Raw genomic sequence first — 21,425 nt, 5'->3', positions numbered from 1 at the left:
CAGACCCCACCCCTGGCCGAATGGCCACCGCACGAGGGAAAGGGGGCAGAGCATGATCAACGAAACGGCTCTGCTGGAATCGAAGGCACTGCGCGACAGCGCGCTGGAGCGCACGGAAGTACTCGACAGAGTCAAGGCACTGTCACTGCTGCCGGACGGCATGCACGTGACCACGGCGATGGTCGCAACGTACTTCGAAGTCGCCGAGACAGTGATCAACAACCTGCTCGGCCGACACAGGCCTGAACTTGAGTCCAACGGCCTGCGGGTGCTGCGCGGCTCTGACCTGCGCGAATTTCAGGAACTCAACTTGAGTTTCTCATCCGAGGGTTATCCACAGCGGCGCTCCAGCGTGGCTGTCTGGTCCCGCCGCGCAGTCCTCAACGTCGCCATGCTGCTCCGGGACAGCGACGTCGCACGTCAGGTGCGCACGTACCTCCTCGACATGGAGTACATGGCGCGCACCCAGCCTGTGGACAACCCCGTCCACAGCGACGCCACCTCTCTCGACGCCCACATCGACCAACGCATCACCCACATCCTCGGCAAGACAGTCGTCCCCATGTTCAACGCCCTGATCGAGACATCGGGCGAACACCGCAGGGAGCTGATCGCCCTGCGCACCGGAGTCCAGCGCATCGAGCGGCGGCTCCGCCAGCACAACGCCCGACTGCAACGGCTGGAAGGCCCGCGCGAGGACCGGCCGCTCGCCGGAGTCATGGCAGCCCTCGACGCCATGAACGGGGCCGAGTTCGAGGAGCGCGTCGCCGAACTGCTGCGCCGAGACGGCTGCACCGCAGTCGTCGTACGAGGCGGCCACGGAGACCGGGGCGTGGACATCACCGGCCGTACCCCCGACGGGCGGCACCTCGTCGTGCAGTGCAAGAGATTCGCGCCCTACGTCTCCGTCACCAGCCCCGACATCCAGAAGTTCCTCGGCGCGGCCAAGGTCCTGCACAAAGCGGATGTAGCGCTCTACGTGGCCACATGCCCGTTCACCCGCGACGCCCAGAACGTCGCCACCGACGGCGGCATCACCGCCGTACCCCGCGCACTACTTGAGACTTGGGCTTCAGGAACGGAGCTGGACATCCTGGGATAACCAGCGTCACCCAGCACAACAGAGGCCCGAAGCCGCAAGAGAAAGTTGCGGCTTCGGGCCTCCGCCATGCTAAGCGACCGGGGTCCTCGCGGGGCCCCAGTCACCTCAGCGCAACTCCGCCGGCGGCGTCCGCTCGTCGTTCACCTTCTCCACCCGCTCCAGCTCCCCCCACACCACATACCGGTACCGGGACGTGTAGACCGGCGTGCACGTCGTCAGCGTGATGTAGCGGCCCGCCTTCTTCTTGCCCGACTCCTTGGGAACGGGCGAGAGGACCTTGACGTTGAACTTCGAGGTCTCGGGAAGCCTGGCGTAGACCTTGTAGACGTACCAGTTGTCCTTGGTCTCGAAGACGATCGCGTCGCCGTCCTTGAGCTTGTCGATGTTGTGGAACTTCGCGCCGTGCCCGTCACGGTGGGCGGCCAGCGAGAAGTTGCCCTTCTTGTCCTGCGGCAGGGCGGACTTGACGGGGTCCGTGTAGTAGCCGGCGATACCGTCGTTGAGGGACTCCGTGGACGTGCCCTTCTTGACCAGCACCTCACCGTTCTTCATCGCCGGAACGTGCAGGAACCCGATGCCGTCCTTGGTGTCCAGACCGACCGGGCCCCGGTCCTGCGCCCAGTTGTCCCGCACCTCGTCGCCCTGCTTGTCCGCCTTGCGGTCCGCGACGACGTTCGTCCACCACAGCGAGTAGGCGACGAACAGACCGAGGATCAGGCCCGCCGTGATCAGGAGTTCACCGAAGAAGCTGACGACCGCCGCGATCCGGCCGCCCCCGCGGCGCCGCCGAGCGGGGGAGGACGCCGGCGCGTCGGTGTGCTCTTCGTGGTCGGTCGTCGCTGCCACTGCGTTGTCCCCGTCTGGTGTCTCAGGATCAGGATCAGTAAGAAGTCTTCGGATCAGGACTCTTGGTATCAGGACACTTGGTATCAGGAAGTCCTGCCATCGGATCGCACTCGGCGTCTCGGGAAACCCACCTGCCCTCAGCCGACCAGCGCATCCGGTTTCCCCTCGCTACGCGGCCGTTCCTCGACCATGTTGCCCCAGACGATCATCCGGTACTTGCTGGTGAATTCTGGGGTGCAGGTCGTCAGAGTGATGTAGCGGCCCGCCGCGGTGAAGCCCGAACCCTTCGGAATCGCATCCAGGACGGCCGTGTTGCTCGGTGCCGTCACCGGCAGGATCGACGCCATCTTGTAGACGAAGTACTTGTCCTGCGTCTCCACCACGATCGCGTCACCCGGCTTGAGGCGGTTCACGTACCGGAACGGTTCACCATGAGTGTTGCGGTGCCCGGCGAGCCCGAAGTTGCCCGCCTTGGCGTCCGGCATCGCCGTCTTCACGCCCTCCTCGGCATAGTGGCCCACCATGCCGCGGTCGAGAACCCGCTTCTTGTCCGTGCCCTCGGCGATCGGCACGACCACGTCCAGCTTCGGAATGTGAAGAAGGGCGAAACCCTGCCCCGGCTCGAACACACCCGGATTCCGCTTGCCCTTCGCCCAGTCGTCCTGAAGGCTGCTCGCCTCATTGCCCGCCTGCGCGTGCGCCCGGACGTTCGTCCACCACAACTGGTACGTCACGAACAACAGCATCAGCACGCCGGTGGTGATGAACACCTCACCGATCGCCCGGCTGGCCATCACCGCCGCCCCCGGCTTCCGCGCCCGCGCCGCCCGCCGCGCCTCCACCCGCGAGAGGGGCGCAGCGGCCCCTACGGGCCCCTCCAGCGCTCCGCCGGTCCCGCCGACCCCGCCATGCCTCCCGTGGCGCCTGGCGGCCTTCCGCCGGGCCGCACGGCCGCCTGCGACGGCACCGCCCAGGCTCCCCGCGGACGATGCGCCGACGGATCTGGCAGGCGCCGCGGATATGGAGTCGGCGTCGGCTATTCGCAGCCCGATGGTCTCATCGTCGACCGGGGGAGCCGCGTACGTCTCGGAGTACGGATCGGGCGGCGGCTCGGAGAACGCCTCGCCGTACGGCCGCGGCTCCCCTTCGTACGGCACCTGAGCCTTCACGAAAGCGGGCTGAGGCCCCTGGTACAACGGCCCGGACTCTCCGTACGAGGGCTGCTGCTCCTCGTACGTCCGTTGAGGCTCCACATACGGAGACGGCTGCGGCTGCGGCTGCGGCTGCGGCTGCGGTTCGGCATACCCGTGCGCGGGGTCCGCGTGCGCCCGGCGCACCGGCTCCGCGTAGTCCGCGTACGACGAAGCCGTCTGCCCCACGCTCCAGTCCCGCGCGGAACCCTGAGAGTCGTACGAGTCGTACCGCTCCCGCTCCGGCGCCACAGGCTGTCGCTGCCCGGGCAGGGGGTCGCTGAGCGGATCCGCAAGCCCTTCGACAGCGGCCCGCATCGCACTGTCCGTCTCCTCGAGGGAGTCGAACGCCTCGAAAGTTCCCCCCGCCCCAAACGCCGCAGCGCCCCCGTACACGGCGTCCTCGCCGTACGGGGCGGCACTGTCGCGCTCAGGGCGCAGGGCGGTCACGCCGTGGCCCTGCCCACCACCGGGGCCAGCCCCGTCGATCTGGCCACGGCCTCCCGGTCGCCGCACTCCACCAGCCAGTTGGCCAGCATGCGGTGACCGTGCTCGGTCAGCACGGACTCAGGATGGAACTGCACGCCCTCGACAGGGAACTCACGGTGCCGCAGCCCCATGATGATCCCGTCGTGCGTACGGGCCGTAACCTCCAGCTCGGCCGGAACCGTCGAGGGCTCGGCAGCCAGCGAGTGGTAGCGCGTCGCCGTGAACGGCGACGGCAGCCCCGCGAAAACACCCCCGCCCTCGTGCTCCACGAGCGAGGTCTTGCCGTGCAGCAGCTCGGGCGCACGGTCCACCACACCGCCGTACGCCACCTGCATCGACTGCATCCCGAGACAGACACCGAAGACGGGCACACCGGTCGCGGCACAGTGCCGCACCATGTCCACGCACACACCGGCCTCCTCGGGAGTGCCAGGACCGGGCGACAGCAGCACACCGTCGAAACCGTCCTGGGCATGCGCCGTCGACACCTCGTCGTTGCGCAGCACCTCGCACTCGGCGCCCAGCTGGTACAGGTACTGGACCAGGTTGAAGACGAAGCTGTCGTAGTTGTCGACGACGAGAATCCGCGCGCTCACTGGTTGTCCACCGTCACATCGTTGAAGGGCAGCAGCGGTTCGGCCCACGGGAAGACGTACTGGAAGAGCACGTAGACCACCGCGAGAGCCAGCACGATGGAGATCAGCGCCTTGATCCACGCGTTTCCCGGCAGATGCCGCCAGATAAAGCTGTACATGCCGTCCCTTCCGTCACACCACGGCACCAGACTCACGCCGTACACAACCAGACTAACGGCGTAGAGCCTCCGGTTTCCCAGCCTCTACAGGCTGGGTGGAATCAAGGTGGGCCCAGACGATCAGCCGGTGACTGTGTCCCCATTCCGGCTCACACGTCGTCAACGTCAGATAACGGCCCGCCCGCGTGTACCCGGACTTCTCCGGCACGGGATCGATGACCGCTATGTCACTGGGAAGCGTCTTGTAGGGCTTCGTGTCGATGCGGTACGTGAACCACGTGGCGCCGTCGGTCAGCACCACCGCGTCACCCCGGCGCAGCCTGGGGAAGTCCTTGAACGGGTCCCCGTACGTGCGGCGATGACCGGCGACAGCGAAGTTGCCCGCCTGGCCGAGCTGCGCCGTGCTCGCGTAGTGGCCGAGGCCCTTCTTGAGGGTGTTGGTCTTCGTGCCTTCGAGCACGGGCTTGTTCCACGTGAAACCAAGCCGCGGGATGTACATGACCGCGAAGGGCTTGCCGTCCTTGTACGGAGCCGGCTCCCCCGGGCTGCCCGACGCACTCGACCCGTTCGAACCGTCCGATCCATTCGAGCCGTTCCCGGCGGCAGAATCCGTCGCCACCGATCCCTTCGACCACTGCTCCTGGAGCTGCGCAATCTGATCGTCCATCGCGGTGTCGGCCTTCACACCAGTCCAGAACAGCACATAGACCACGAAGAGCACGATCAGAGTTCCGACGGTGATGCACAGCTCACTGATCGTCCTGACGACCACTCGCATCGACACAAGGTCCCCCAGCGGCAGCTACTCGACTACTTCACTGCTTACTCCACAGGCTTCGCATAGTGGAGATCCACTGTGCCCGAGTAGCCGGGAAGAGTCACCGCCCCGTCCTCCTCGACTTTCCAGCCGAGCCCGTAGACGTTGACGTACACCATGTAGTTCTGGATCGCCGCCGAGGCCGAGAGCGCCTTCTGGAGCTTCTCCGGGTCGCCGACCGCCTGGATCTTGTACGGGGGCGAGTAGACGCGGCCCTGGAGGATCAAGGTGTTGCCGACACAGCGAACGGCGCTGGTGGAGATCAGCCGCTGATCCATGACCTTGATGCCCTTGGCGCCGCCCTGCCACAGAGCGTTGACCACAGCCTGCAGGTCCTGCTGGTGAATGACCAGGTAGTCGGGCTGCGGCTCGGGGTAGCCGGGAAGCTTGGCGGTGGCGTTCGGAGGCGCGTCGTTGAGGGTGACCGTGACGGCCTTGCCCTTGAGCCGCTGCGTGCCCGCGTTCTTCTCCAGAGCGGCGAGCTTGGCCTCCTCCGCCTTCGTACTGCCGTTGTCCCGCTCGGCGAGCGCCTCCACGTCGTCCCGCAGCGATCCGTTGCTCTCGTCGAGCCGGCCGTTCTTGTGACTGCGCTCCTGAATGAGATCGGAGAGCTTCAGCAGCGAGGCATCCGTACGGATGTTGGTGCCCTTGGCCGTGTTGAAGCTGGTGAAGAAGATCAGCCCGGCCAGCGCGAACACAGCCACAGTCAGTACCCGTACCGGCCGGAAACGCTGGATACTGGCAGGACTGGAACCCGGCTGGGGGGAGTCGGCAGAATTGCTCAACGTACCCTTATCTCCTTCGGCGCCGCGGAAGCACTACGCTAACGGACGCCCGGGGGAGCGCTAAGAGTCCCCTTGTACGCTGCCCCGGAGCAGCCCACGTTCCCTGCGCGGCCACGCAGCGCATCGACAGGAGAGACCCTCGTGCCGAAGTCACGTATCCGCAAGAAGGCCGACTACACGCCGCCCCCGGCGAAGCAGGCGACCGCCATCAAGCTCAACAGCCGCGGCTGGGTAGCCCCGGTCATGCTGGCCATGTTCCTCATCGGCCTCGCCTGGATCGTCGTTTTCTATGTGACGGACGGCTCGCTGCCGATCGACGCGCTCGGCAACTGGAACATCGTGGTGGGCTTCGGCTTCATCGCGGCCGGATTCGGCGTATCGACCCAGTGGAAGTAACGCGGCCCCAGGGTGTCCAGGGCCTTACGGCAAGCCGTGGCCCAAGTTGTCCACTGAGTTATCCACAGCACTTTCCACACTGTGGATAGTTCTTAAAAACTGTGGATAACTCATCCGGGGTTGACGCCGGTGTGACTGGCCTACCGGTATCCGGAAGCATGTTCGCCCCTTGTCCTGCCTGGGGAAACCCAGGTCAGCGACAAGGGGCACAGCTGTTCGCGCACAGCACGCACAAGATCCGACACAGTCTGTGGACAACGTCCACTTCTCAGGTGAGCTGCGTGGTCCTGATCAGTGTCATGGCCACGACCGCGATCAGTACCAGGGCGCAGGCGCCGTACTGGATCAGGGCACGTCGCTCGCGGGGGGCGTTCACCATCGCGTAGCCGATCAGGACGCCGCCGACGAGGCCGCCGATGTGGGCCTCCCACGCGATGTTGGGCCACCCGAAGGTGAAGATCAGGTTGATCACCAGCAGGATGATGACGGGGCGCATGTCGTACCTGAGCCGCCGCATGAGGATGGCGGTCGCGCCGAACAACCCGAAGATCGCGCCGGAGGCGCCGAGGGACGGCTGGTTCGCTTCGGCGATCAGATACGTGAGCGCGCTGCCCGCGAGGCCGGAGACCCCGTACAGGGCGAGGTAGCGGGCGCGACCGAGGGCGGACTCCAGGGGGCCGCCGATCCACCAGAGGCTGAGCATGTTGAAGGCGATGTGGATGTAGCTGCCGTGCAGGAACATCGCCGTGACCAGCCGGTACCACTGTCCCTCGGCGACGCCCTCGACGCTTTCGAGGATCGGCACGTAAGCGCGGCCGAGGAGGTCGAAGCTGTCGGTGAAGCGGTCGCCCAGGCGGAGCTGGACCAGGAAGACGGCGAGGTTGAGCCCGACGAGGATCTTGGTGACGAGCCGAGGGTCCGCCGCGATCGTGCCGCCGGCAAGGGTGCGGGGCTGGGAGGCGCTGGGCGCGTGCCCCGTGCCGGAACCGTTCCGTACGCACTCGGGGCACTGGAAGCCGACCGAGGCGTTGACCATGCATTCAGGGCAGATGGGGCGTTCGCAGCGGGTGCAGCTGATGCCGGTCTCGCGGTCCGGGTGCCGGTAGCAGGTGGGCAGGCTCGCGGCATCCTGCGGTCCCTGTGGGCTGCCTGGCGCCTGGTCCATGGGGTCCCCTCATCCTTTGTACGCAACGCACCGCCCCGCTCATCCTTACGGATGGGCGGGGCGTTTGGTTCCCTGCTGGTCCCCTGTGTGAGTCCGGCGGGCCCGGCCTCTACGGGTCGCGTCGGCGGTCTGGCCGGCGGGCCTCACTCAGCGGGTTTCGCCAAGGGCCGCGCTCAGCGGGTCTCGATGACGACCGACTCGATGACCACGTCGTTGACCGGGCGGTCGGTGCGGGGGTTGGTCTGCGCGGAGGCGATGGCGTCGACGACCTTCTGGCCGGCCGCGTCGGCGACCTCGCCGAAGATGGTGTGCTTGCGGGTCAGCCATGCCGTCGGGGAGACGGTGATGAAGAACTGCGAGCCGTTGGTGCCCGGGCCGGCGTTCGCCATGGCCAGCAGGTACGGCTTGTCGAAGGCGAGGTCCGGGTGGAACTCGTCCTCGAACTCGTAGCCGGGACCGCCGGTGCCGTTGCCCAGCGGGTCACCGCCCTGGATCATGAATCCGCTGATCACCCGGTGGAAGACCGTGCCGTCGTAGAGCTTGTCCGTGGACTTCACACCCGTGGACGGGTTGGTCCACTCACGCTCGCCCTTGGCGAGCTCGACGAAGTTCCGGACCGTCTTGGGCGCGTGGTTCGGCAGGAGCCGCACTTCGATGTCGCCTTGGTTGGTCTTCAGGGTGGCGTAAAGCTGCTCAGCCACGATCTGCCTTCCGTTGTCCTTTGTGACTCCCCGATCCTCGCACGGACCGCGCCGCCCGTCTTCCGCCGCCGCCCCTACTGGCCGCTTCAGCCGTTTCGTACCAAACAGGCGCGCAGTCCGGGGATCCGTGACATTGTCGTCGCAAGCTCACGTTGCACCGTATTGATCGGTTATTGCCCCGAGTACACCCGGAGTCGGCATTCATGACCCGGATGCCCGCCCTCGCATGCCTGCCGGAGCGCTCCGGCAGGCATGATCCCGATAAGGGTGGAAAGGTGAACTGTGACTTTTCTGGGGGACGGCCCCGAACCCCCACGTACGCCACCGAGGAGGAGGATCCCGTGACCCGCAAGGACAGCGTGCGCGCAGCGGCCGAGTCGGCGAAGGACAGCGTGCGGCACGCCGCGGAAGTGGTGGCGCCCTACGCCGACACGACCAAGGACCGTGCCACGCAGTATGCGCACGAAGCACGTGTGCGGCTCGCCCCTAAGGTGTCGGCCGCGGCTCTCCAGGCCGCCGAACAGGCACGCACGCAGTACGACGCCCATCTCGCCCCGCGTCTGGAGCAGGCGCGTACCCATGTGCCGCCGAAGGTCGACCACGCCGCCCATGAGGCTGCGGTCCGCACTCGCAAGGCTGCCCGGCAGGCGGCGGTCTACTCCCGGCCGAGGATCGAGCAGGCCAGGGCCGCGGCCGGCCCTGTCCGCGAGGAGGCCGCGAATCGCAGGGCGGCGGCGGTGGCTGCGCTGCGTGGCCAGGTGTCGGCCAAGGAGATCGAGAAGCTGGTCCGTAAGCACGAGCGGCGGGCCAAGGTCGGCCGTCTCGCCAAGGGGCTGGCTGTTCTGGGCATCCTCACCGGTGGCGCTTTCGCCGCGTGGAAGTGGTGGGACAAGCAGGCCAACCCGGACTGGCTGGTCGAACCTCCCGCTGCCACGGAGGTGCCGGAGAGCGGCCGGCTGGCCTCGGTCGACGGTAGCGGCCAGGACGAACTCGACCCCGAGGTCCAGGCCAAGCAGGCCGAAGCGGAGGCTGCGAACCGCGACGATCGCGGCTGACGCGCCTGGCGGGACTGACGGCTGCCGCTGAATATCTGGATGGTTGTGGGGCGGGGATGCCTGAGGCTTCCCCGCCCCACAGCGATGTTTCACGTGGAACCAAGGCGGGTCGTTTCACGTGGAACCAGCTTCACGCAGGGATAGCCAGCCGTGGGAGCTCGCGGGACGGAAGTCCTGTTGGTTGAACTCCGCGAGCATGACGTCCATCTGACGTGGTGACAGCTGTCCGATTCCTCGGTCGCCGGCTGAGGCTCTCCTCGAACCGGCCGATGAAGGCGAGACCTCGTCGGCACCGAGGCACTCAGACAGCCCGAGAGCCCGCCTGTTTACGCTCCCTGCCCACGGTGACGTTTGCAACGGGCCAGGCGTGCATCCCACATCTGGACTTCCTTAACGGAGTGCAAGGTTCTGGTTACGAATTTCCGTTCACACCAGCTCACGCAAGCCTTCACGACTTCCGTTCACCTCCCACACGCCACCCCGGCCACCTGCGCGGCGGTCATGCCACTCCAGCATCAGACTCCTCTTTGCGCAAAGAATCGCAAATATCGCAACGAAACTCTTGTGACGCACGTCACCACACATGCCCTCTCAAGTCTCCGATGCACGAAGAAGGTAGGACCCTAGAGCTTGACGCGACCACGCCACTCCAACGCAGCCCTTCAACTCCCGGCCATCTCAAACACGTTGAAGAACTCGGGGCCCGGGTGAAGCCGCTCAGGGACTCCACAAGATCAAAACCCTTCACGCGCGACACGTGCGGCCTCATCGCAGGGCACCCGAGAAGCCCCGGGCGTCCCCCCGAGGAGCCGACCCCGCACTCGCCGTCACAGTCCCACCGCGCAGACAAAAACCCCCTCTGACCTGCGGCAAAGCCGGTCAGAGGGGGTTTGTTGTGTGGAGCCTAGGGGAGTCGAACCCCTGACATCTGCCATGCAAAGACAGCGCTCTACCAACTGAGCTAAGGCCCCGGAAGGGAAGCGTCCGCCAGAAGGATCTCCTACGGGACGAGCGCCGCAGACCAGAGTACCGGGTCACCCCCGGTATCCCGCAAAAGATTGGGGGTCCCGGCGCACGACCACTCTCCGTAAGATGCTCGGCGTGGTTCGCTACAGCGAACCACGGTACTTGGGGAAGCGATGGGGAGACGCGAATGGACGCCGCACAGCAGGAAGCGACCGCAAGAGCCCGGGAGCTGCAGCGGAACTGGTACGGGGAGCCGTTGGGGGCGCTCTTCCGTAGGCTCATAGATGATCTCGGTCTCAACCAGGCGCGCCTTGCCGGGGTGCTCGGCCTCTCCGCGCCCATGCTGTCGCAGCTGATGAGCGGTCAGCGCGCCAAGATCGGCAATCCGGCGGTGGTCCAGCGCGTACAGCTGCTGCAGGACCTCGCAGGTCAGGTCGCGGACGGCAGCGTGAGCGCCGCCGAGGCCACCGAGCGCATGGACGAGATCAAGAAGTCACAGGGGGGCTCGGTGCTCAGCAACACCACGCAGTCGACGACCAGTTCGGGTGCGCCCACGGTGAAGCGCGTCGTCCGGGAGATCCAGTCGTTGCTGCGTTCCGTGTCGGCCGCGGGGGACATCATAGAAGCAGCGGACAGTCTCGCCCCGACCCATCCGGAACTGGCAGAGTTCCTCCGGGTGTACGGAGCCGGCCGCACTTCGGACGCGGTCGCCCACTACCAGTCCCACCAGAGCTGAGCACACCGCCCGGCCGCCGAACACCCGGTCACCGGTGAGCCGTTGGGCCTGCCGGTCGCCGGAAGCAGGCGGCCGGGCACCTCGACGAGGGCGCGGTACCGACCGCCGAAGGGGGAGCGACGCACGATCATGGGTGAGGTCTTCGCCGGCCGGTACGAACTGGTCGACCCGATCGGACGCGGGGGAGTCGGTGCCGTGTGGCGCGCCTGGGACCACCGCCGGCGCCGGTATGTCGCCGCCAAGGTCCTGCAGCAGAGCGATGCGCACTCGTTGCTGCGCTTCGTGCGGGAGCAGGCGATGCGGATCGACCACCCTCATGTGCTCGCGCCCGCCAGCTGGGCCGCCGACGACGACAAGGTCCTGTTCACCATGGACCTCGTCGCCGGTGGCTCGCTGGTGCACCTGATCGGTGACTACGGTCCTCTGCCGCCGGCCTTCGTGTGCACTCTGCTCGACCAGTTGCTGGCGGGGCTCACCGCGGTGCACGCGGAGGGGGTCGTGCACCGCGACATCAAGCCCGCCAACATCCTCCTGGAGGCGACGGGAACGGGCCGCCCACGGCTGCGGCTGTCCGACTTCGGCATCGCGATGCGGCTGGGTGAGCCACGGCTGACGGAGACCAACTACGTGGTGGGGACGCCTGGTTACTTCGCGCCCGAGCAGTTGCTCGGCGCGGAGCCTGACTTCCCCGCCGACCTCTTCGCCGTGGGCCTGGTCGCCCTTTACCTCCTGGAGGGCGCCAAGCCCGACGCCAAGGCGCTGGTCGAACGTTTCACGGAGCACGGCACGCCGGGTGCCCCGAAGGGGGTTCCCGAGCCTTTGTGGCAGGTCGTGGCCGCTCTTGTCCAACCGGACCCGCAGGCGCGGTTCCGCACCGCCACCGGGGCGCGCAAGGCTCTCACCGCGGCCAGGGAGCTCCTTCCGGAGCCCGGCCCCGACGACGAGCTGATCGAGATATTCGACCAACTCGGCCCGCTCCCACCCGGTTTCGGCTCGGAGGGCCCTCTCAAGGCCGCCTCGGGCGAGCAGCACGACACCGTGCCCCAACGGCCCGGTCGGAACACCTCTATGCCGTCTCGGCCGACCGGTTCCGTACAGCCAGGGTCCCGGACAGGCGCCGAGTGGCCGGAGGCGCAGGGCGGAGGGGGCACCGCCTCGTCCGAGACCCGCACGGGCGTCGTCTCCCCCGAGGCTCACACGGACACCGCCTGGCCCGGGACTCACACGGGCACCGTCTCGCCGGAAGCCTCCACGGGCACCGCCTCGCCGATGCGACCCGCGGGCTCCGCGTCGCCGCAGCCGCACCCGGGCCCCGGCCCCGGAACACCACAGGCTCCCACCTCCGGCGACGTACCAGCGGCGCCCAACGCCGACCCCGGACCCCCACTCCCACAATCTCCCGCCATGTCGTCGGACACCGGCAGCTTCCACCTGCCGCCTCCGCCCCCGGCCACCACCTCTCCCGTCCAAGAGCACCTGTCGCGGCCTCACCCACAAGCGCAACGCCCCCCACAAGTCCAGCCACAGCCCGAGCAGCCCCCAACTGCCTCCACCTCGCTCGCGCGCCCGAACCCCGCCTACGCCCCGTCGTCGCAGCAGCCGCAGCCGCCGTACGAATCCGCTCATCTGACCTCCCCCCAGGCGCCGACTCCCCCGCCCCCGGCCCCCGTGCCGCAGCCGTACGCGTTTGCCTCTACTGCTTCATACACCGCTCGAGACGTGCGGGTTCCACCTCAGCCGCAGCCGGTTGCGCGCCATCGCGCCAGGCGGGCGCAGCGGCGGCCGGGGCCGCCCGCGAAGGTGGCGGTTCCGGTGCTGCTGCTCGCGCTGGTCTGTTTCGCGGTCGGGTTCTGGGCGCTGACGCAGATCTGAACCGGCACCGACGCAGCTCCGAGCGGGAGCGGGTGAACTACCAGGCCCGCGGCGGCCCGTACTCATGCGAAGCCGCGCCCGGCTGCGAGGCCGTACCGTCGGCGGCCGGCGCAGGCACCGCTCCCGTCGCCGTCCGCCGCCGCGCGATCGCCGTCCACACCGCGAGCCACAGCACGAGGCCGGCGCCCGCGCCGATCCCTCCCACGGCCACCGCCTTCATCGCGGTGTTCCCGTCCGAGCGCTCGCCCCCGCCGGTCGCCGCGACACCGCTCGCCGCCGCATCCTTGTCGCCAGCGGTGACGTCGAAGACATCGGGCGGGGCGGCGGTCCCCGCGTACACGGGCGCGGCCACCGGGGCGCCGCTCACCCGCACGCGCAGCGTCAGTGCGAACGGCCCGTCGCCGAACTTGTCGGTCATCTTCTCGCCGAGGTGCACGGCCAGGTAGTACCAGCCGGCGAACCGCATCCCGCTCACCTGGTCGTCGACGGCGTACCGGTTCTCGTAGGCGACCGGGGGGAGTGGCTTCAGTGCGGCGGAGTTCTTCCTGCCGTCGTATCTGGTGGCGGCGTCGTCCACGAAAGCGCGCGCGGGGTTGTAGAGCGCCATGACGAGGGCGTTGCCCAGGAAGTCGTCGCCGCTTGCGGGGCCCAGTTCGGCGGTGGCGTGGATCTGTTGCCCCCAGTCGACCGGAACGCGGTAGAAGAGCGTCTGTCCGGCCTGGATGCCGTCTTTCCAGACGCCCTGTCCCAGGGAGCGCGCCTCGTTGAAACTCGTACCGCCCTTTCGGGTCGTCCTGGCCGGGCCCTCGAGTGCTTCCGGTGTGACGGTCTCCGAGAACTCGGGGGCGGTCGTCGGGGCGGCCTTCTTGAGGTGGGGTTCCGTCACGTACTGCAGTTCCAGATCCCAGTCGTCCGGCGAGGACTCGGCGCCACTGATGCGCTCGACGAGCACGGAGTACGTTCCCGCGCCCTTGCAGCTGTAGCCGTTGGTGCCGGTCCTGCGCGAGGCCCAGGCGGTGAGCGGCCGGGGACTCTCGGTGGGCCCGAAACGGGCGGCGTCGGCGTCCCCGGAGAAGCATTTGTAGCCCTCGGGGTCCCGTATGGACACTTTGATGCCGTCCGAGTACACGACTTTCGTCCCCGGTTCGGGGACGGCGGTGGCCGACACGTACGCGTTGGACACGGCGTCGAGCCGGAGACGGTAGTAGAGCTTCCCGTTGTCGCGGATGGAGCTCTTGTAGGTGGTACCGGGGGTCAGGGGTGCGGCGTCGGCGACGTTCGTCGCGCCGTCGACCGGTTCGGCGTCGGTGGCGAAGCGGTAAGGGTCAGGAGTGCCGGCCGCCGTCACCTGTCCCGCCGTTGCCTGTCCCGTCGGGGCCGCGGCCACGAGCAGCGCCGCCGCCCCGGCCAGTGCCGTACGGCCGCGCCACCACCCCGTGCGCCGCCCCATCACGCGCCACCCCTCGTCGTAGCCCCTGATCGCCACTCAGCGGGCTTGCGCGGACCGGCGCCGTCTCGCTGTCCCGAACACCCGCGAAGCCCCGACCATCCTGCCCCGCCCGCCGTCGCGCCACCCCTACTTCGGCGACTCTTCGGCGACGTAAGCGCTTCCTGTGACGTCCTTGGCTTGTCGTGGGATGGACCGCTGCTCCGTGGCCCGGACAACACAAAACCCCGACCGCGTGGCGGCCGGGGTCTGTACTGAGACTGTCGTCGATACTCACGAACCCGTGGGCACGGAGTCGGTCGCCTCCGTCCACAGATCCTGCTCGGCGCGATCCGCCTGGATCTGGCGGTACACGAGGAGCCCGCCGATGGCGGCCAGTGCGACCAGGAGAAGCTTCTTCACCGCGCGACCTCGTCTTTCCTTGGCGTAGGGGACTTCTGGCGCCCGACTATACACACCGGCCGAGACCGATCGGTGACCTGCGTCGGCCTCCCAACTCCCGTCCGGCACAGAGCATTAGAACCGGAAGACGCCGCTCCTGTCGTGCCACCACCTGTCGCCACACACCGGGATTTTCTCCTCCCATAGGCCCTTTTCATGCTTCTTGGGCCCATCCGGGTGGTGTTCATCTGAACATCGACGCGCCACAGCCGCAGATCCACCACTTCGCCTCCGCCATACACATCATGAGGAAAGTACGCAAATCGCCCAACCTGAAAGTGAGGGGCCATGGCCAGGAACAAGGTCATGAAGCTGTGGACCGCGGTCTTCACCGCCTTCATCGCGCTGTGCACGACGCTCGGACTCGTCACGACGGCAGGAGCGGCCACGCCGGTACAGCAGCCGGAGAGCCCTCGCAACAGCACGGCGGTGCTGTTCCCGACGACGGCCCACTGGGCGTGGGCATACGCCCGTGCACTGCCCCCCACCATGAAGCAACGCATCCGCGCCGAGGCCCACGGTTCCTCCCCGAGCTGCCGCCATCGCGCTCCGGCGGACACGGACGAGACCTCTGACGAGGAAGGGGCGGTGGCGGACTCCGCCGCCCCCTGCGCGGACCGGACGTAGGCCGGCAGACAGGTCTCTACGTAGAAGGGCCCCAGCTCAACTCAGCCTCTACGTAAACCCCGAAGACCCCTCGCAAACCTCACGTCCGGGCGAACTTGCGTACACCTCCGGGCACACCACAAAGACCCCCAGCCGCAATCGGCTGGGGGTCTTTTGTCTGGTGGGGCTAACAGGATTTGAACCTGTGGCCTCATCCTTATCAGGGATGCGCTCTAACCAACTGAGCTATAGCCCCGCCGCGCTGTGCGGAGTATGTCCCGCGCGCTGACCTCTGAAGATTAGCGCACGACGCGGCCAGTCCCAAAATCGATAGTTCCGGGGCACCTTTCGCCCGCGTCGAGGGCCTCACCCCACCCCGCTCGGCCGGCCCGTGAGGGCCCGCCGAGGAGGCGCGACAACGTTTTACTCGTCCTCGGCGAGCGTCAGCTCGACACCGCCGACAAAGCCTGCGGAGAGGTTGTAGATGAACGCGCCGAGGGTGGCGAGCGCGGTGGCGAGAACGACGTCGATGACCGCGATGATCGACGTGAAGATGAGCACGCGCGGCAGCGACAGGAAGGACTGCAGGTCGAAACCGTTGGACTCGTTCGAGCCCGTGGCCTCTGAGATCGTGCCGCCCACCGTGGAGAAGACGCCCATGGCGTCCATGACCATCCACAGCACCGCGGCCGCGACGATCGTGCAGATGCCGAGCGCGATGGAGAGCAGGAAACTGACCTTCATCACCGACCAGGGGTCGGCCTTGGCCACCCGCAGTCGCGCCTTGCGCGTCCGGGGCGTCGTACGTGCCCCGGTGCGCGGCCTGCGCACAGCGGCGGCCGCGGCCGCGCCGACGCCGGGCGGCGCCTGCTGCGGCTGGTACGCCTGCGGCGGGTGATACGGCTGAGCAGCCGGCTGCTGCCGCTCCCCCGGCAGCGGCGAGCCGGGAGCCGGAGGCACCGGCGAGCCTGGGGCCGCCCCCGCCGCGTACTGCGGCGGCTGCGCGCCTCGGGTGTCCGTCACAGTTCCCCCCTGGGTTCCATGAGAGTCATGCGACTCAGTCCCCTCCGTGGACGGGCCACGGCCGCCGTCCGTTTCCGTACCGGTAGAACCGGCGCCCGTGGCTCCGCTCACGATGACTCACTCCTCGCGCTACTCGTCCGAGGACGGCTCGCCCTCGTCCGTGCCTGCGACCGTCTCGACCTCGTCCGATTCGTCGACCGCGCCGTCGACTTCCTCGGCCTCTCGACCGGCCTCGGCGTTACGAGCGACACCGACCACGGCATCGCGCTTGCCCAGGTTGATCAGTTGGACGCCCATGGTGTCACGGCCCGTCTCCCTGATCTCGTTGACCCGCGTACGGATCACACCGCCCGACAGTGTGATGGCGAGGATCTCGTCGGTCTCCTCGACCACCAACGCGCCGACGAGAGAGCCGCGGTCCTCCACGATCTTGGCGGCCTTGATACCCAGGCCACCGCGACCCTGGACGCGGTACTCGTCGACGTTGGTCCGCTTCGCGTACCCACCGTCTGTGGCAGTGAACACGAACGTACCGGGTCGAACAACATTCATCGAGAGCAGCTCGTCTCCCTCACGGAAGCTCATGCCCTTGACTCCCGAGGTCGCACGGCCCATCGGGCGAAGTGCGTCATCCGTAGCAGTGAACCTGATCGATTGCGCCTTCTTGCTGATCAGAAGCAGATCATCCTCTGCCGAAACCAGCTCCGCACCGATCAGTTCGTCATCAGAACCGCTCTCCGTCTCGCGGAGATTGATGGCGATGACGCCGCCAGAACGCGGGGAATCGTAGTCCTTGAGGGATGTCTTCTTTACAAGACCTCCCTTGGTGGCGAGAACCAGATAGGGCGCCGCTTCGTAGTCGCGGATCGCGAGGATCTCCGCGATCGCCTCGTCCGGCTGGAACGCCAGCAGGTTCGCGACGTGCTGTCCACGCGCGTCACGTCCGGCGTCGGGAAGCTCGTACGCCTTCGCGCGGTAGACGCGGCCCTTGTTGGTGAAGAACAACAGCCAGTGGTGCGTCGTCGACACGAAGAAGTGGTCGACGATGTCGTCCTGCTTCAGCTTCGTGCCGCGTACGCCCTTGCCGCCGCGCTTCTGCGAACGGTAGTCCTCGGTCTTGGTCCGCTTGATGTAGCCACCGCGCGTGATGGTGACGACGATGTCCTCTTCGGCGATCAGGTCCTCCATGGACATGTCGCCGTCGAAGGGCACCAGCTTGGAGCGGCGGTCGTCGCCGAACTTCTCGACGATCGCGGCGAGTTCCTCGCTGATGATGCCGCGCTGGCGGACCGGCGAGGCGAGGATCGCGGTGTACTCGCGGATCTTTGCCTGAAGCTCGTCGTGCTCGGCGACGATCTTCTGCCGCTCCAGAGCGGCAAGTCGGCGCAGCTGCATCTCGAGGATGGCGTTGGCCTGGATCTCGTCGATCTCCAGGAGGCCCATCAGGCCCTCGCGCGCGATCTCGACGGTGTCGCTGCGCCGGATCAGCGCGATGACCTCGTCGATGGCATCCAGGGCCTTCAGGAGGCCACGCAGGATGTGCGCCCGCTCCTCGGCCTTGCGCAGCCGGAACTTCGTACGCCGGACGATGACCTCGATCTGGTGCGCCACCCAGTGCCGGATGAACGCGTCCAGGGAGAGGGTGCGCGGCACGCCGTCGACGAGCGCCAACATGTTGGCGCCGAAGTTCGTCTGCAGATCGGTGTGCTTGTAGAGGTTGTTCAGGACAACCTTGGCGACGGCGTCGCGCTTCAGGACGATGACCAGGCGCTGGCCCGTACGCGACGAGGTCTCGTCCCGTACGTCCGCGATGCCGCCGACCTTGCCGTCCTTCACGAGGTCGGCGATCTTCTGCGCGAGGTTGTCCGGGTTGACCTGGTACGGGAGTTCCGTCACCACCAGGCACTGGCGGCCCTGGATCTCCTCGACCTCGACGACCGCGCGCATCGTGATGGAGCCGCGGCCCGTCCGGTACGCCTCCTCGATGCCCTTGCGGCCCACCACGAGGGCGCCACTCGGGAAGTCGGGGCCCTTGATGCGCTCGATCAGCGCGTCCAGAAGCTCCTCGTGGGAGGCCTCGGGATTCTCCAGGTACCACTGGGCGCCGGACGCGACCTCGCGCAGGTTGTGCGGCGGGATGTTGGTCGCCATGCCGACCGCGATACCCGCGGAGCCGTTGATCAGCAGGTTCGGGAAGCGGGCCGGCAGGACCGTCGGCTCCTGGGAGCGGCCGTCGTAGTTGTCCGTGAAGTCGACGGTCTCCTCGTCGATGTCGCGGACCATCTCCATGGACAGCGGCATCATCTTGCACTCGGTGTACCGCATGGCGGCCGCCGGGTCGTTGCCCGGGGAACCGAAGTTGCCGTTGGAGTCCACCAGCGGCATCCGCATCGACCACGGCTGCGCGAGACGCACCAGGGCGTCGTAGATGGAGGAGTCGCCGTGCGGGTGGTAGTTGCCCATGACGTCGCCGACGACGCGGGCGCACTTGTAGAAGCCCTTCTCGGGCCGGTAGCCGCCGTCGTACATGGCGTACAGGACGCGGCGGTGGACGGGCTTGAGACCGTCCCGTACGTCGGGCAGCGCGCGCGACACGATGACGGACATCGCGTAGTCGAGGTACGAGCGCTGCATCTCGGTCTCGAGCCCCACGGGCTCGACACGCATGGCGATCTCGCCCTCTACGGCTTCGGGCACGCTCGGAATGATCTCGTCGGCCATTGCGGGTGAAGGTCCTTTCTGCTGCGGTCAGCGGTGGCCGACTCAGATGTCGAGGAAGCGGACGTCCTTGGCGTTGCGCTGGATGAACGCGCGGCGTGCTTCGACGTCCTCGCCCATGAGGACCGAGAACAGGTCGTCGGCCTGGGCGGCGTCGTCGAGCGTGACCTGGCCGAGGACGCGGTGCTCCTGGTCCATCGTCGTGATGCGCAGTTCCTCGGCGTTCATCTCGCCGAGACCCTTGAAGCGCTGGATCGAGTCCTCGCGGACGCGCTTGCCGCTCTGTCGGCCGAGCTCGATCAAGGCGTCGCGCTCGCGGTCCGAGTACGCGTACTCGAAGTCGTCGCGACCCCACTTGATCTTGTACAGCGGCGGGCGGGAGAGGAACACGTGCCCGGCCTCGACCAGCGGCCGCATGAAGCGGAACAGGAAGGTCAGCAGCAGGGTGTTGATGTGCTGGCCGTCGACGTCGGCGTCCGCCATCAGGATGATCTTGTGATAGCGGAGCTTCGCGATGTCGAAGTCCTCGTGGACCCCGGTGCCGAACGCCGAGATCAGCGCCTGGATCTCCTGGTTCTGCAGGATCTTGTCGATCCGCGCCTTCTCGACGTTCAGGATCTTGCCCCGGATGGGCAGGATGGCCTGGTACTCCGGGTTGCGGCCGGACTTGGCCGAACCGCCGGCGGAGTCACCCTCGACGATGAAGATCTCGCACTTGACGGGGTCGTTCGACTGGCAGTCGGAGAGCTTGCCCGGCAGCGACGCCGTCTCCAGCAGACCCTTGCGGCGCGTCAGGTCGCGGGCCTTGCGGGCCGCCACGCGCGCGGTGGCCGCCTGGATCGACTTGCGGATGATGTCCGCGGCCTCGTTCGGGTTGCGGTCCAGCCAGTCGCTGATGTGCTCGTGGACGACCTTCTGGACGAAGGTCTTCGCCTCGGTGTTGCCCAGCTTGGTCTTGGTCTGGCCCTCGAACTGCGGCTCACCGAGCTTGATCGAGATGATCGCCGTCAGACCCTCGCGGATGTCGTCACCCGTGAGGTTGTCGTCCTTCTCGCGGAGCAGCTTCTTGTCGCGCGCGTACCGGTTGATCAGACCCGTCAGAGCGGCCCGGAAGCCCTCCTCGTGCGTACCGCCCTCGTGCGTGTGGATGGTGTTGGCGAAGGAGTACACACCCTCGCTGTAGCCGCTGTTCCACTGCATCGCGACCTCGAGGGAGAGCATGCGCTCCTTGTCCTCGGCCTCGATGTCGATCACGGTGGGGTGGATGACGTCTCCCTTGCGGGAGTTGAGGTACTTCACGAAGTCGACGATGCCGCCTTCGTAGTGGTACGTGACGGTCTTGACCTCTTGGATCTCGTCCGCACCGGCCTCGTCGGCTCCCGCCGTGGCCTTCGCCGAATCGCGCTCATCAGTGAGTTTGATCGTCAAACCCTTGTTGAGGAACGCCATCTCCTGGAAGCGCCGCGACAGCGTCTCGAAGGAGTAGTCCGTGGTCTCGAAGATGTCCGCGTCGGCCCAGAAGGTGACCGACGTGCCGGTCTCGTCGGTGGCCTCGTGCTGAGCGAGCGGAGCCGTCGGGACGCCCAGCTTGTAGTCCTGGGTCCAGCGGTGACCGTCGGTCCTGATCTCCACCGCGACCTTCGTGGACAGCGCGTTCACGACGGAGACGCCCACGCCGTGCAGACCGCCGGAGACCGCGTAGCCGCCGCCGCCGAACTTGCCGCCCGCGTGCAGCACGGTCAGCACGACCTCGACGGCGGGCTTGCCCTCGGAGGGCACGATGCCCACCGGGATGCCGCGGCCGTTGTCGACGACGCGCACGCCGCCGTCGGCGAGGATCGTGACGTCGATCGTGTCCGCGTGCCCGGCCAGCGCCTCGTCGACGGAGTTGTCGACGACCTCGTACACGAGGTGGTGCAGTCCGCGCTCACCGGTCGAGCCGATGTACATACCGGGTCGCTTGCGGACCGCGTCCAGACCCTCGAGGACGGTGATGGCGCTGGCGTCGTACGAGGCCGTGACCTCGCCGTTCGAGGATTTGGCCGGGCCGTCGACGCCGGCGTCGGTGGACGGGATGTTCTCGTTGGGGTTGCCGGAATCGGCCACGAAGCGCCCTTTCTGGCACAGCACAAGCCAAGCTCCCGGCGGGTGGCCGGAGCGGCTGCGGCGTGTTGCGTTGGTAAGCCTTTGTCAGCGTTGCTCGGTGCGTCCCACAAGTGGGGCGGGATTAGCTTCCAGTCTACCGGTAGCGCCGACAGTGATGGGGGTTTGCCGGTACCTGAGTCCGCATGTGCCGCCCTTAACCGGTCTCCACCG

The 21,425-nt window shown here is 67.4% G+C and carries 19 protein-coding genes and 2 tRNA genes; 6 read left to right on the top strand and 15 right to left on the bottom strand.

Translation table 11 applies throughout. The features are described from left to right. Positions 1 to 52: 52 nt before the first annotated feature. A complete protein-coding gene (locus AB0I18_RS21195; RefSeq protein WP_363107080.1) occupies positions 53 to 1,102 on the top strand; it encodes a restriction endonuclease in 1,050 nt (349 codons plus the stop codon). 105 nt (positions 1,103 to 1,207) lie between these two features. On the opposite strand, the gene AB0I18_RS21190 is transcribed toward AB0I18_RS21195, so the two are convergent. From AB0I18_RS21190 to AB0I18_RS21165, 6 genes are all read right to left on the bottom strand, one after another. Further along, on the bottom strand, positions 1,208 to 1,948 hold the full coding sequence (locus AB0I18_RS21190; protein ID WP_363107079.1) for a class E sortase: 741 nt from the start codon (positions 1,946 to 1,948) through the stop codon (positions 1,208 to 1,210). A 137-nt stretch (positions 1,949 to 2,085) separates the two neighbouring features. Next, the gene (locus tag AB0I18_RS21185; protein WP_363107120.1) at positions 2,086 to 3,201 is read right to left on the bottom strand and encodes a class E sortase; all 1,116 of its coding nucleotides are present in this window, start codon (positions 3,199 to 3,201) and stop codon (positions 2,086 to 2,088) included. A 383-nt stretch (positions 3,202 to 3,584) separates the two neighbouring features. Further along, positions 3,585 to 4,223 carry an aminodeoxychorismate/anthranilate synthase component II gene (locus tag AB0I18_RS21180; RefSeq protein ID WP_363107078.1) on the bottom strand — a complete coding sequence of 213 codons (639 nt, stop codon included), beginning with the start codon at positions 4,221 to 4,223 and terminating at the stop codon, positions 3,585 to 3,587. After that, a complete protein-coding gene (locus AB0I18_RS21175; RefSeq protein ID WP_363107077.1) occupies positions 4,220 to 4,381 on the bottom strand; it encodes a hypothetical protein in 162 nt (53 codons plus the stop codon). Before AB0I18_RS21175 ends, AB0I18_RS21180 begins: the two co-directional genes overlap by 4 nt. A 52-nt stretch (positions 4,382 to 4,433) precedes the next feature. Further along, entirely contained in the window at positions 4,434 to 5,159 is a 726-nt protein-coding gene (locus AB0I18_RS21170) for a class E sortase (RefSeq protein ID WP_363107076.1), read from the bottom strand. A gap of 44 nt (positions 5,160 to 5,203) precedes the next feature. Further along, positions 5,204 to 5,983 carry a DUF881 domain-containing protein gene (locus AB0I18_RS21165; RefSeq protein WP_363107075.1) on the bottom strand — a complete coding sequence of 260 codons (780 nt, stop codon included), beginning with the start codon at positions 5,981 to 5,983 and terminating at the stop codon, positions 5,204 to 5,206. 141 nt (positions 5,984 to 6,124) lie between these two features. Here AB0I18_RS21165 and crgA point away from each other — a divergent pair, with 141 nt between their 5' ends. Beyond that, complete coding sequence (gene crgA / locus AB0I18_RS21160; RefSeq protein WP_363107074.1) at positions 6,125 to 6,379, top strand: cell division protein CrgA; 255 nt, start codon at positions 6,125 to 6,127, stop codon at positions 6,377 to 6,379. A 268-nt stretch (positions 6,380 to 6,647) separates the two neighbouring features. On the opposite strand, the gene AB0I18_RS21155 is transcribed toward crgA, so the two are convergent. Further along, positions 6,648 to 7,544, bottom strand: a complete 897-nt coding sequence (locus tag AB0I18_RS21155) for a rhomboid family intramembrane serine protease (RefSeq protein ID WP_363107073.1) — start codon at positions 7,542 to 7,544, stop codon at positions 6,648 to 6,650. Positions 7,545 to 7,717: 173 nt separating this feature from the next. Beyond that, complete coding sequence (locus tag AB0I18_RS21150) at positions 7,718 to 8,245, bottom strand: peptidylprolyl isomerase (protein WP_363107072.1); 528 nt, start codon at positions 8,243 to 8,245, stop codon at positions 7,718 to 7,720. 341 nt (positions 8,246 to 8,586) lie between these two features. Here AB0I18_RS21150 and AB0I18_RS21145 point away from each other — a divergent pair, with 341 nt between their 5' ends. Continuing rightward, a complete protein-coding gene (locus AB0I18_RS21145) occupies positions 8,587 to 9,300 on the top strand; it encodes a DUF5324 family protein (RefSeq protein ID WP_363107071.1) in 714 nt (237 codons plus the stop codon). Between the two features lie 898 nt (positions 9,301 to 10,198). On the opposite strand, the gene AB0I18_RS21140 is transcribed toward AB0I18_RS21145, so the two are convergent. Next, positions 10,199 to 10,271, bottom strand: a tRNA-Ala gene (locus tag AB0I18_RS21140). Positions 10,272 to 10,453: 182 nt separating this feature from the next. Here AB0I18_RS21140 and AB0I18_RS21135 point away from each other — a divergent pair. Both AB0I18_RS21135 and AB0I18_RS21130 read left to right on the top strand, forming a co-directional pair. Further along, positions 10,454 to 11,002: a DNA-binding protein gene (locus AB0I18_RS21135; RefSeq protein ID WP_363107070.1), complete on the top strand. Its 549-nt coding sequence runs from the start codon at positions 10,454 to 10,456 to the stop codon at positions 11,000 to 11,002. A 129-nt stretch (positions 11,003 to 11,131) separates the two neighbouring features. Further along, on the top strand, positions 11,132 to 12,874 hold the full coding sequence (locus tag AB0I18_RS21130) for a protein kinase (protein WP_363107069.1): 1,743 nt from the start codon (positions 11,132 to 11,134) through the stop codon (positions 12,872 to 12,874). A 37-nt stretch (positions 12,875 to 12,911) separates the two neighbouring features. Here the strand turns inward: AB0I18_RS21130 and AB0I18_RS21125 are convergent, their stop codons facing one another. Further along, on the bottom strand, positions 12,912 to 14,360 hold the full coding sequence (locus AB0I18_RS21125) for a hypothetical protein (RefSeq protein ID WP_363107068.1): 1,449 nt from the start codon (positions 14,358 to 14,360) through the stop codon (positions 12,912 to 12,914). 234 nt (positions 14,361 to 14,594) lie between these two features. Further along, on the bottom strand, positions 14,595 to 14,723 hold the full coding sequence (locus AB0I18_RS21120; RefSeq protein ID WP_003999697.1) for a DLW-39 family protein: 129 nt from the start codon (positions 14,721 to 14,723) through the stop codon (positions 14,595 to 14,597). 327 nt (positions 14,724 to 15,050) lie between these two features. Here AB0I18_RS21120 and AB0I18_RS21115 point away from each other — a divergent pair, with 327 nt between their 5' ends. Then, a complete protein-coding gene (locus AB0I18_RS21115) occupies positions 15,051 to 15,389 on the top strand; it encodes a DUF6344 domain-containing protein (RefSeq protein WP_363107067.1) in 339 nt (112 codons plus the stop codon). Between the two features lie 158 nt (positions 15,390 to 15,547). Here the strand turns inward: AB0I18_RS21115 and AB0I18_RS21110 are convergent. The 4 genes from AB0I18_RS21110 to gyrB all read right to left on the bottom strand — a co-directional run bounded on the left by AB0I18_RS21110 (position 15,548) and on the right by gyrB (position 21,239). Beyond that, positions 15,548 to 15,624 (bottom strand) — tRNA-Ile (locus AB0I18_RS21110). A 167-nt stretch (positions 15,625 to 15,791) separates the two neighbouring features. Continuing rightward, a complete protein-coding gene (locus tag AB0I18_RS21105) occupies positions 15,792 to 16,502 on the bottom strand; it encodes a DUF3566 domain-containing protein (RefSeq protein ID WP_363107066.1) in 711 nt (236 codons plus the stop codon). A gap of 18 nt (positions 16,503 to 16,520) precedes the next feature. Next, positions 16,521 to 19,112 (bottom strand): DNA gyrase subunit A, encoded by a 2,592-nt coding sequence (gene gyrA / locus AB0I18_RS21100; protein WP_363107065.1) that lies wholly within the window; start codon positions 19,110 to 19,112, stop codon positions 16,521 to 16,523. A gap of 42 nt (positions 19,113 to 19,154) precedes the next feature. Further along, positions 19,155 to 21,239 (bottom strand): DNA topoisomerase (ATP-hydrolyzing) subunit B, encoded by a 2,085-nt coding sequence (gyrB, locus tag AB0I18_RS21095; protein WP_363107064.1) that lies wholly within the window; start codon positions 21,237 to 21,239, stop codon positions 19,155 to 19,157. Positions 21,240 to 21,425 lie beyond the last annotated feature (186 nt).

The sequence above is a fragment of the Streptomyces sp. NPDC050704 genome, assembly GCF_040654355.1.
Taxonomy (GTDB): Bacteria; Actinomycetota; Actinomycetes; order Streptomycetales; family Streptomycetaceae; genus Streptomyces.
The sequence above is the reverse complement of the archived record's forward strand: the minus strand, read 5'-3'. Positions and strand labels throughout refer to the sequence as shown.

Excerpts from the sequence above, each read along its gene's own strand:
- AB0I18_RS21135 (WP_363107070.1), top strand. The coding sequence starts at position 10,454 with ATGGACGCCGCACAGCAGGAAGCGACCGCAAGAGCCCGGGAGCTGCAG.
- AB0I18_RS21170 (WP_363107076.1), bottom strand. The coding sequence starts at position 5,159 with ATGCGAGTGGTCGTCAGGACGATCAGTGAGCTGTGCATCACCGTCGGA.
- AB0I18_RS21195 (WP_363107080.1), top strand. The coding sequence starts at position 53 with ATGATCAACGAAACGGCTCTGCTGGAATCGAAGGCACTGCGCGACAGC.
- AB0I18_RS21175 (WP_363107077.1), bottom strand. The coding sequence starts at position 4,381 with ATGTACAGCTTTATCTGGCGGCATCTGCCGGGAAACGCGTGGATCAAG.
- AB0I18_RS21155 (WP_363107073.1), bottom strand. The coding sequence starts at position 7,544 with ATGGACCAGGCGCCAGGCAGCCCACAGGGACCGCAGGATGCCGCGAGC.
- gyrA (WP_363107065.1), bottom strand. The coding sequence starts at position 19,112 with ATGGCCGACGAGATCATTCCGAGCGTGCCCGAAGCCGTAGAGGGCGAG.
- AB0I18_RS21115 (WP_363107067.1), top strand. The coding sequence starts at position 15,051 with ATGGCCAGGAACAAGGTCATGAAGCTGTGGACCGCGGTCTTCACCGCC.
- AB0I18_RS21130 (WP_363107069.1), top strand. The coding sequence starts at position 11,132 with ATGGGTGAGGTCTTCGCCGGCCGGTACGAACTGGTCGACCCGATCGGA.